Source organism: Ferruginibacter sp. SUN106 (assembly GCF_050611765.1).
Lineage (GTDB): Bacteria > Bacteroidota > Bacteroidia > Chitinophagales > Chitinophagaceae > Ferruginibacter.
The window spans coordinates 705669-717633 of record NZ_JBODJC010000004.1 but is presented as its reverse complement, the minus strand read 5'-3'; the positions used below and the strand labels follow the sequence as shown (position 1 = coordinate 717633).

Below are 11965 nucleotides of genomic sequence, written 5' to 3'. Positions count from 1 at the left end.
GTTGAAAAGAAAAATTATTTTTCCTGGTTTAGCATAGCAAGTTGTTGGTATAAATGTACATAAAAAAAAGAAAAGCCCCAATGACGGGGCTTTTAATTAAGCTGTGCAAGAAAAAATATTTTTAAACCAATTGGAAAGTGTAATAAAAAACAACCAATTAGAAATAACTCAAATCCTTAATAACACCTCGGGCATTTCTGGCTGTACTTATTGCCGATGATAAAGCCCAGCATGATCTCATGTGTATTATTGGTGTAGCTTCTTAATCTTGATGAAGTAGCTACTTCATAAGAATAACTCACATTAAAAGTATTGGACACATTGATACCTGCCAATGCAGAATAGCCTGATATCAGGTCAGAAAAACGATAGCCGCCTCCTACCCAAACCAAATCCTGGTATTGAAATTTTACATTGGCATGCAAGCCTGCCAGTTGCGGTTGCCAGTATTGAAACATTACCGAAGGCATCATCATCACATCATCAGTTAATGAAAAACGATAGCCTGCAGTGGCAAAATAATTAGGTGTATAAGAAACGCCGTACTTATCGTTGGTAACAAATTTTGCTTTACCCGGTATAATATTCAATACCGAAATACCCACAAAATATTGTGCAGAATACAACCACAGTCCTGCTCCTATTTCCGGTTTTATTTTCTTTAATTCACCGGTGCTGATGCCGATGGCTGGGTCATTAGGATCAAGATTGGCCCACTCAATTTTAGACCGGTCCAGGTTTACACTGTTTACCCCGATATTAAAGCCTGCAGATAAAGTAGTTCTTACACTTAAAGGTTTATGATAGGCATAGGTTCCGGTGATAGACCAGCGGTTGATATAACCGGCTTTATCATTCATGGCTACTATACCAATACCATGATGAGGATCCGGTGGTGTGTATTCTTCCCATAATCTTTTTCCCCTTGGGTTTTCACCCGGCACCTGGAAGGAAGTAGCACTTGTACGCAGGTCTTCTTTGCCAATTGGTGCATGAAAACTGAAGTAGGTGGTTACCGGTGCACCATTGATACCCGTCCACTGGTTACGGCTGCTTAATTTTATATCCGCATAATTTTCAATACCGGCTACTGCAGGATTAAGGATATAATTATTTAAAATGTACTGCGTATAAAAGGGTTTTGCCTGTGCAAATGCTATCACACTACATATACAACCTGCTGCAATTAATATAATTTTTTTCATGGTTCAGCTTTTCGCTTCTTATCAGTTATAGCAATCGGTTTACAACATTTTATTTCAATAAGACACACACTGTAAGGCCATAGCTGCAAAATACTATTGCAGCTATGGCATATTTTATTTTATAATAGTTACGTAACCCGTCATAGGAGGCCTTCCGTTACCTGGTTCAATAATGTAATAGTACGTGTCAAAAGGTAATGGTTTACCATTCAGCTTACCATTCCATGGTGTTTTATATCCTTTAGATTCAAATACCAGTTGCCCTGTTCTGGTAAACACCTGTACTTTACAATTAGGATAAGTATCTAAGTAATCAATTAACCACAGTTCATTAATACCATCGCCATTAGGCGTAAAGGTATTAGGCACTTTTGGTGCTTTTAATACTTTAATAAATACATTATCTGACGGTGCTGTACATCCACCCGTTCCCGTAACGGTTAAGGTGTAAGTAATATCATTAAGAATAACATTGGCCGTTGGTGTGGCATCTGTAGTACTGCTTAAATAAGTTGCAGGACTCCATAAATACTGCAGGCCTGTACCGGTAACTACCGGTTGCATGGTATAAGAACCGCCTTCCAGTACCACTGCATCCGGCCCTGCATTTACTGTAGGATAAGGGTTAACCCTGAACTGCTGCGTTTGCACGGTACTGGTACAACCCTGGCTGTTTACGATGTACAGTTCTATATTATAGGTTTGTGCCGTAGTATAGGTATGTTGCACCTGTTGGGTGGTAGCAAATGTACCATCACCAAAACCCCAGTGCCATTGTATCACACTGCCATCAAGGCCATTGGTCTTATCAGTAACAATCACATTATCCCCGATACACACTTCCGCTTTATTAAGATCAAATGCAGCAACAGGTTGCGGATGTATAAAGTTAACCAGCTGCGTAATGGTTTTTGAACATGAGCCATTTGTTCCGGTTGCACCAATTACTGTAAGTTTTACAGTGTATGGGCCAACACCGGTGTAAATATGTGCCGGCGGAATTTTAGCAGTAGAAGTATTTAAGCCTCCGCTTGCAGGATCTCCAAAATCCCATAAATAAGTAATGGCCGAGTTATCTGCAATAGAAGAAGTATTGGTAAATGATACCGCTGCATTGGGCAAACAAACACTGCTTTGTACAAAACCAAATGCAGGCTGTGGTATTGGGTTTACCCGTACAGAAGTAACAAGATTGGTACTCTTACAACCATAGGCAGAGGTATTGAACATGGTTACATTATAACTGCCCCATGTAGGGAAGTTATGCGTAAATGTAGTACCCGGTGCATGTTGTTCTATTGGTGAACCATCCCCAAAATTCCAGGTGGTATTATTTAAGGTTACTCCCGCAGGTGCTGTTGATCCTTCTGTAAAGCTGATGGCGCTGCCATCACATACCGGTGTTACATAAGAGAATTTGGCAGAAGCGGTATCCAGAACTTTTATGGTGCTGCTCATCGTATCCATACAACCTGCCAGTGAAGTATAGGTGTATTTGATGGTATGTGTACCAATACCTGCAGTTACAGGGTTAAACAAACCTGTAGGGCTAACTCCCGGTCCGGTATAAACGCCACTTCCGGGTACACCACCAATTTCACTGGCCTGCGTTATCTGGAATGGTGCAGCATTATAACAAGCATCCGGCATTGCGTTGAACTGCACTTTTGGTACTGCGTTGATAGTGATGTCGGTTACTTTATCGTTTGTACATGATATACCTGAGAACGCACGTACCACTACCCTGTATGATTTGGTTATTGGTGCCTGGAAGTTGGGGTATTTATGTTTGTACACCGTATTCAATGCCGGAGCATTATCGGTAATAAATGTACCCGGCGCACCAAGGAAATCCCAGTATATTTCCAGCTTGGAAATAGTACCTATTCCTATTGAAGACAGGTTAACAATAGCTACTGTATCATTAACACACAATGCGCTACCGTTAGTAACAGAGAAATTGGCAACCGGTGCGCTGGCGATATTTACAGTATGTGTTATAGTATCGGCACAACCCGCCGCACTTTGAGAAATATGGGTTACAGTATAAGTACCACCTGCACTAAAAAAGTGCGTACCATTTAATGAAAGCTGTGTATTGCTGGCGCCGCTTGCAGGATCTCCAAAATCCCATTTATAACCATTTACATTAAAAGGTGCATTGGTTATAGGAGAAGTACTGGCATCGGTAAATAAAGCATTATCACTCACACAAGCCAAAGTTGGTACCGTGAAATCCGTCTTCGGTCTTTCATTGATCACCACCTGGCGGGTAAACGCTGTTGCGTTACTGCAACCATTTGGCGAAGTGGTGGCAATAAGGCCTACGGTATAAGTTCCCGGTAAAGAGAAGGTATGTGATGGGTTTTGTTGCGTAGAGGTATTGTTAGCACCACTTGCAGGATCCCCGAAATTCCAGGCCCATCCGGATAATGTACCTGCATTTGGCACTGAATTATCGGTGAAGGTGATTACCCTGGTATTACAAGATGGTGTGGAGAAATTGAAATTGGCTGCAGGCAATGGCACCACAGTGATGTTACCTCCTCTTGTTGCTTTCTGGCAGGCATTACCTGTTGTTTGAATAGTATATGGCACTGTTGCGGTAGGCGAACCGGTTATGGTAACAATATTACCTACAACAGTATAGGTTAAACCTGCCGCTGGTAAACCTGTAACAGTAACCCCGGTTGCTCCTCCATCTAAAGTGTATTTGATCTGGATAATAGGTGTACCGGAACAAACGGTCTGGTTTTCTGATCCTGATGTTAAACTCAATACATGATCAGGATTAACCGTAATTTTTCCCGGTGCCGACGGTTTAGCACATGGCCCCTGGGTGTTAACGGTATAATTATATACTACCGGCGTAGTGGAAACCACTGTCGGTGTACCCTGTATAGTTAGTGTATTGCCTGCTACTGCCCAGGTAACACCCGGAGGTAACGATCCGGTTACAGTGGCACCTGTGGCACTGCCCCCCAAAAGGTACACCACATTTGCAATGGCGTTATTCACACAAACCGTTTGGTCTGGTGTGGTTACAGCAGAGTTTAATGTAAGTGTGGCATCAGCTGTTACAGTAATAGTACCGCCAATTGGCAGCGGCACCTGGCAAGGCCCCGTGATAGTAATAGTATAGGGAGACGAGCCTACAGCTGTAGGTGTACCCGATATAGTTACTGTACCCGGGTTACCCGGTACATAAACACCATTTACACCTGCCGGTAAACCTGTTACATTAACAGCAGTTACGGCACCAAAAACCTGGTAGACAATATTGGTAGGTATGCTGTTATTAACACAAACCGTTGGCGTACTGGAACCTGAAAGTAAAGAGATGGTTGCATCAGGTGTTACATTAATAGTACCACCCAATGGTGTAGGTAACTGGCATGGGCCGGTAAGTGCAAAACTAAAAGTGTACGTTCCTCCTGCTGTAGGTGTACCGGTTATATTTATAGAACCTGGTGTGGTTCCCACCGGAGCTGTATAAACATAGTTAACTCCCGGCGGTAATGCACCCGTTAAAGTAACGCCTGTAACGGTACCTGTTACCTGGTAACTAAATGGTGCTATTGCATTATTTACACAAAGTGTTTGTGTTGCTGTACCTGCTGCTACAGAAAGTGTTGCATCAGGGTTAACAATTATAGTACCACCCATTGGAGGCGGATTGATACAAGTACTTACGGTAGATACAGAAAAACTAAAACTACCGCTTATAGTTGGTGTTCCCTGTATCGTTACCTGCTTGGTGGCAGCGTTATACGTACCTGTTACACCCGGTAATGGCGGTGTAAACAAAACGGTGCCACCCGTAGCCCCTCCGCCAATATCATAAATAATCGGAGAAAGTATAGGCGTATTGATACAAAGCGTAGGGTTAGGTGTGCCTGAACCTGCTGCTAAAGCAAGTGTGGCATTGGCTGATACATTTAAAGTTGCAGTAAGAAATACAGCCGGATCGGTACATGTACCAGTAGGCCTTACTGTTATGGTATAAGTACCTGCCGTTGGTGGTATACCTGTTATAGAATAAATACCCGTAGTAGCATTATACGCTCCGGAAAGCCCGGCCAATGCAGGCGCAATTGTAAAAGTAGCTCCCGTTCCTCCCGAACCTATAGAATAGTCAATTTGAGCAATGCCGGTATTTACACAAAGCGTTTGGTTAGCGGTACCGGCTACCGATGCCAGCGCAATGGTAGCATTGGGATTTACAGTAACTGCTGCTGTTTGGTTAGCAATAATTGTTTTACACAATGTTGAGCCCTGGTTTTTTACACTGTCTAACCTGTAATTATAGGTAGTGGCAACATTGGTAGGTACACTAATAGTATAAATATTAGTTGCACTGATAACAGGAGTTTGTGCAATATTATTAAGGCTGTAATCTAATTGATAAGGTGGCGCTCCTCCTGTTATAGTAAAAGTTACCTGGGGTGCCGGTGCCGAGTTGATACATACACTGGTTGCAGTGGTGGCGATGGTGGCATTGGGCACATCAAGTACAGTGATACTTAATTGTTTTGTGACTTCGCAACCAGTAGTGGTAGTACCTGTATAATTTACAGGGTAAGTACCAGGGGCACTAAATATATGTACCGGATTTCTTAAAGTAGATGTATTAGCAGCGCCGCTGGCTGGATCACCAAAATTCCAAAGCCACTTATATGTTGGTTTAGGAGTTTGAGGTGTTGTTTCTGTAAAGGTTACCGGCTCTAAGTAACAACCGGGTGTACTTGTACTGAAATTACCTCCCGGAGGATCATTTACCACTAAGTTAAAAGTATAGTCCTGTTCATTACCACAACCTTCACTTGAAGTACGATAAACAGTTATAGTAACTTGATAAGTTCCGGGTACAGTAAATGAGTATTGACCAGGAATTGAATACCAGGCTACTTCTTTTCCATTACGAAAATTTATTGAATCCGGTGTAACCGTCGGCGTTCCATGTGTTACTACCGGAAAGTTATTTGGACTCATAAGGTTCGTATTACTACAACTCCAACGAATAGAATCATAACGAATTTCTGTTGGTGTGGGTCCGGATGTTTTGTTGGGTAAAAATACTTTGAAACCGAAGGGAGTTCCAACACAGGTAATGGCACCACTCTCAATACTGTTTGGTGAATTTATTTCAAGACTGGTATTTAGATCTTTCACATTAGTACCAGCATTATATCCATAAGATTCCGCTGGCCCGTATCCGTAAGCTATAGCATTAAAACCTGAATCTGATTTAATAACATGCGGTATACTAACTCCTGTTGCCCCAGCAACTCTTATTATGGCATAAGAATAAGCAGGGTCTTGTGGATGAACAGCAAATGTTCCCGCAGGCAATGGAGCACCATCAAGTAGTATTGAACTGATAGCTGTACCGCCATTCGGTATTACGACATTTATATAGTGTTTTTGAGCCTTTATGGCAAAATTAGCACAGGCATCCCATCTTACTTCATTAATACTCTGTTCTACCGGACTTAAGTAAATAACCTCCGGATCTCCATCTCCCGAAGGAATAGGTCCACAAGCTACCGCGGGGTTATTCTGAGAGGGAAAGTATTGTGCAACCATTATAGGTTTATCCGCAACTATCTTTCTGAAAGTTGCACTCTGTGGTAATTCATAATAGAAGTTGCCATTAAGTGGAACTGCTATTGGTAATCCATCGACCGTTACCACTGTAGTGGGGTCAGTTACACATATCCTGTAAATATTTCCCATTGGTGCTGCCACACCTGTCGTTGATGTATAATTTGCTGATGGTACTGTTAGGAAATTTTTTCCCCATGCACTTTTTGGTAACCCCTGTACCATATAATTATCAGAAGAAGGAGTGGTTCCATTACATGCAATTGCAATCCTTCCACTACCTGAAAAAACAGCAATCCTTTTACAGCCTCCTGTACCAGATGCAATACTTTCAATTACAGAGCCAGTTAAATCAACACCATTATTGCCCGGAGTAAAACCCATTACATTATATACTTGCCCTTGTGTAAGTGTAACTGTATTTTTAGATCCTGCAGCCCAGTTTTGGGTTTGCGCACTCGGGGTTATTGAAACAACAGTAGTTCCTGTATCGACAGCAACTACGTAAAACCAGCAATTTGCTCCCCCGATATTGGAATTATTTGTAAAATTTACTGAATAATATTGTTTACCTAAAGTTGGTACGGGATATAAAACAGTAGCACCAGATACACTTGAATTATAAATATGTGCATAAGCAACAATGGGAACATCACTTGTTACGTGTATACCTTTATCGGATAAGCCTTCTGTATATAACCTGGCATCTGACCCACCCCCTTTTGGTAATGGTGGTGTCTGAAACACAGTATTTGCGGCAATGTTATTATAAGTAACACTGTAACCTAAAAGAGGAATTGAAACGGTAACGTTAGCAACCTGGTCTGTAGCAAAATACAAGACCATTTCCTGTGCATTGGCAGGAGATCCTGATAACATAACCTGGTGGTACCCATACCCAACCCAAAAGTCTTTCCCCTTGTTACTAAAATCCTGTCCAAAACCGGCAATTGAAATAATAGAAATAACTGACAGCAGTAAAAATTTTCTCATGTGTTTGGTATAAAACGTTGTTCAATTAATAAAAAAGCCCGTTTACCGGATGCTTATTAGGGGGAGAGTGTTGCTTTCGAAGGATAAAGAGAAATTCACCTATTTTCCACAGGAGAAACAGATAAGTAAATGTAAGGAAAATTAATGAAAAAAGCCCCCGGATCAGGGGCTTTTTTAGATAATATTTAATCAGCCCTGCTTATTCAGAAAAATAATAATAAAAGTAGGAATATTGAAACTTCTGCACTGTAAAACAGTTTATATTTAGAGCAGTATAATTCTTTTCAAGGGTAAACACCTGGCAATGCTATAGCAAAGCCGGGGTTACTCCGTAGTGAAGCCGGGGCAAAGTCGGGGTTACTCCGTACTGGAGCCGGGGAAATGTCGGGGTGGCCCCCGGTAAACACCCACCCCCACTCCACTTCTCATCAATAGTTTAACTGGAATTAATAGAATCAATCAGGCACATAAAAAAAGCCACATAGAAATGCGGCCTTTGTTAAGAATCTTTCGATTCTGTAACCCCCAAAGAAAACATCGTAAACCAAGCACTAACAACGTTTACTGTTCTTTTGGGGCAAATAGTAAACGCTGGTTGTTAAAATTTATTTTGCTGGTGTTAAAATTTCGTTGAAATAATCATTACTATTTGCTGATTTGCAACATAAACAGTAATAAACTATAATATCTTGTTTGTTTATTAATTTCTTTTAGTATGCATGATAACAGCTCTGCTATCCGGGCTCATTGCCCAATATGATGGCAGGGGCTGAAAATTGTATTGTACCGGAGCTTCGTTGTATTTGCCCGATAGCAGTTGCAATATATTTTTACATTGTCCGGCTAATAAGTTGATCGTTGTTTTCATAATGGTAAAATTGTTTATTAACAATGGGTTTTTATAATTTTTGTTACAACACCTTTTGCATACATGCACAGGTATTTAGTATGTAGATTCCTTGTATCCTTCCCCTCGTTGCTTACCACTACGCTATTATTTTCATTTCCCCGGGTAAGCACTTTACAAATACACTTTAAAAGCGGCACTTCATTCAGTTAAGAGGAGGTTGCCGGTAAAATACCGGCAACTCCTGTAAACCTTTGTGCTTGGTTATAAGTAGTTAAAGAAACAGCGTTAAAAAGAGCCATCAGTCGAGGTAAAGGAAGTTGCCGGTTCAGGGTAAAGAATCAGCAACTCCTCTCAGTAAACCTCTTTGTGCCTGGTTATAATTAGTTAAGTGATCGATGTAAAAGAGCAGTTAGTCGAGGTAAAGGAGGTTGCCGGTTAGGGTAAAAAAACCAGCAACTCCCTGCTGTAAACCTCTTTGTGCCTGGTTATAATTAGTTCTTGATAATTTTTTGTGTACCGGCGATCACGCCATTCATTGTTACATGTGCAACGTACATACCGGGAGCAAGCTTGCTTAATCCGTTAACCTGGATAGTATTATATCCCTTGCTGATAGTTGATTGCTGGTTAACCACCTGTTGTCCGTTACTGTTTACAACGCTTATTAAAGCAGTACCATTTTCAGTAGCTGTAAAACGAACATTCAGGTTATCTGTAAAAGGATTAGGTGATGTTTGTATAGTTACACCGTTTGCTGCCTGCATTTTTACTACCAGTGTATTAGTGTAGGTAAACTTATCATCATTATCCACTTGTTTTAAGCGGTAATAGATAACTAATTTAGATTGTACTTCAGCTGAATTATCTTTATACTGGTACATTTTTTTAGCCCCATTTTCAAAACCATCTAATACAAAAGCAATAGTGCTGAAGTTTTTACCATCAAAAGAACGTTCCACTTCAAAATGGTTGCTGTTGATCTCCTGTTCGGTGATCCATTTTAATACAACTGATTTATCAACCACTACGGCATCAAAAGCACTGTATTTTACTGCCAGCGTACCAGTTGCAGCCACATAGTTGAACCCCTTAAAGTAAATACCTTTCTGTCTCGTTGTTGCAGAAGTGGCCAGGTTTATTGCACCGGCTTTATAGGTAAAACTGCTGATGTTATTTTTAGTTAGAGTGAACATTACACTTTTAGCCGCAGTATCAACACCTGTATATTCAACACCTGCCACATTGGTAGCCAGGTATTGATTAAGCGTTTGCACCACATTTATTTGTAAAGTTCCTGTCAGGTAATTTAAAAGACTTGAAGGCCCCATGTCCAGCATATCCATTTCATGCAAAGTAGCATTACCATCAATATCCATTGCTGTTGCACGCAGGGTGTCAATAATTTTAGGATTGCCACCGCCATTTACAAACTCTATTTTAAATTCAACTAAACCGGTGCTAAGTGCCGGAATGTGAATTACAGGTGAAAAAGCCTCTGGTTTAGTAGTAGTGTTATCATCCAGGGTGGTAACAGTAGCACCACCGGTTGCACTTACAATAGTAACATAGGCATCAGTACCTGAAGCTACACTGCCAAACTTATACTTGGCGCCTACTGTTAATGCTGTACCGCTTACTAATGTTGGTGTAGAATTGAAATTGAATCCGAAGCTGTTGTCAGCTTTTGTTTGAAGAGAAGAGAAAAGTACAACTATAAATAATATAGCATACTTCATTGAAGTAAAATTAGTTTTCATTTTCTTGTGTTTGAAGTTTCAGAATTAATCTCCAGGAATTTACAGTGGTAAGTACTGCTGAACCTGGTTGGCTCTTTTTGAGGAAGATTGGGCTTCGGATTGGAAAGAATAAATAACCGAGGTAATGGTCGTCTATAATTTCATCACAAACATAACACGCTTTTTCGGAAACCGCAAGTTTTTTGCACCGTAATTTTACTGCACATTGAGGATAAACACGTATTTGTCCGTTTCTTTAGATAATTTCCACCTATTTGCGATTAAGGTATTAGACAATATCTAACATCTGAACGAAATAACTTTCGTAAACTTTTAATTACGGGCTATTTGTTGAAGAAAACTGCGTTAAAAAGCTTTTTTATTATACGCTGTTTTACTAGCATATCTACTATCTGGTAAACGTAGAATAGCGGGTTTAACTTAAGTATTAACCACTCTTGTTAACGGGCAGTCCGGCATTTTACTTAAAAAGGCACGGGCACTTTAATAACATAAAACGGGTTTCCTGGCTCTGTATTAGATTCATTTTATTTTTTCCTTTCTAATTTTGAAACATGACATTTTAGCATTATTTTGCAATACCCTTATTGTAAAATTCTCTGCTTCAAACCAGCCTTCTGATCGATGGTGGCAAGTACATTTTCATTGCGCTTACAATCTGTTCAATAACTGGGGGAAATTATCGCCAGACATGTGTTGCAATTATAAAATATATCAGGTTTAACGAAATTAAATATCATATAAAACTTATAATAAATTAATAATCAACAATTTATTACATTTTTTTTATTAAATACCAGTATATACGCCAATCATGCCCTATATCCTGATTTTAGCCTGAAATATTATGTTATTTAAAGTAAAATAAATTTTATAAAATATATAATAAACAAAAACTTACAATGTTTTTTAAACCCTAAAATTATTACCAAACAAACCCCGTTAAACTTTCTGGTGTTTTTCCACAATAACCTAATTGCTTTAGCAAAACTTTAATCCAACTTTACGGCGACTATATGCTAAACTTTATCTTACTTTGCGTAGAATCGTAAAACAGCAAATAACTTCTACTTATGTCCTTTAAATACTCCCCTCTTCTTTTGGCCTTTTCTGCAATCCTGCTATTTATGACATCTTGTCAAGAACCAAAGGAACTGGAGTACCGGGATTTTAAAAACCTGAGCTCAGAAAAGCTGGGATTTTCCACGTCTACTTTTAAGGTCGACCTGGTTTATTACAATCCCAATAATTTCGGGCTGCAGCTAAAACGCACCGACCTGGATGTTTATATCGACAGCAATTACCTTGGCCATACTGCGCAGGATTTTCAGATCAACATCCCCAGGAGAGCGGAATTTACCCTGCCCCTGAGCATTGAGGTAGATATGAAAAATGCCTACAAAAATGCCATCCCCGCCCTTTTTGGAAAAGAAGTTTTGGTAAGAGTGGTTGGAAAAGTAAAGCTTGGGAAGGCCAATGTGTACAAAAGCTTTAATGTAAACTACGAGGGTAAGCAAACATTTTCTTTCTAAAAACAAAAAAGCACCAACCCTGCG

General features: G+C 40.1%; 5 protein-coding genes. 1 reads left to right on the top strand and 4 read right to left on the bottom strand.

Annotation, left to right across the window (positions count from 1 at the left end):
* Window positions 1-176: 176 nt before the first annotated feature.
* The 4 genes from ACQ334_RS19220 to ACQ334_RS19205 all read right to left on the bottom strand — a co-directional run bounded on the left by ACQ334_RS19220 (window position 177) and on the right by ACQ334_RS19205 (window position 10409).
* A complete protein-coding gene (locus ACQ334_RS19220; RefSeq protein WP_430989883.1) occupies window positions 177-1205 on the bottom strand; it encodes a PorP/SprF family type IX secretion system membrane protein in 1029 nt (342 codons plus the stop codon).
* Between the two features lie 114 nt (window positions 1206-1319).
* Window positions 1320-7802, bottom strand: a complete 6483-nt coding sequence (locus ACQ334_RS19215; protein WP_430989882.1) for a PKD domain-containing protein — start codon at window positions 7800-7802, stop codon at window positions 1320-1322.
* 700 nt (window positions 7803-8502) lie between these two features.
* A complete protein-coding gene (locus tag ACQ334_RS19210; RefSeq protein WP_430989881.1) occupies window positions 8503-8670 on the bottom strand; it encodes a hypothetical protein in 168 nt (55 codons plus the stop codon).
* Window positions 8671-9143: 473 nt separating this feature from the next.
* The gene (locus ACQ334_RS19205; RefSeq protein WP_430989880.1) at window positions 9144-10409 is read right to left on the bottom strand and encodes a T9SS type A sorting domain-containing protein; all 1266 of its coding nucleotides are present in this window, start codon (window positions 10407-10409) and stop codon (window positions 9144-9146) included.
* A gap of 1127 nt (window positions 10410-11536) precedes the next feature.
* Between ACQ334_RS19205 and ACQ334_RS19200 the strand changes: the two genes are divergently transcribed.
* Entirely contained in the window at window positions 11537-11941 is a 405-nt protein-coding gene (locus ACQ334_RS19200; RefSeq protein ID WP_430989879.1) for an LEA type 2 family protein, read from the top strand.
* Window positions 11942-11965 lie beyond the last annotated feature (24 nt).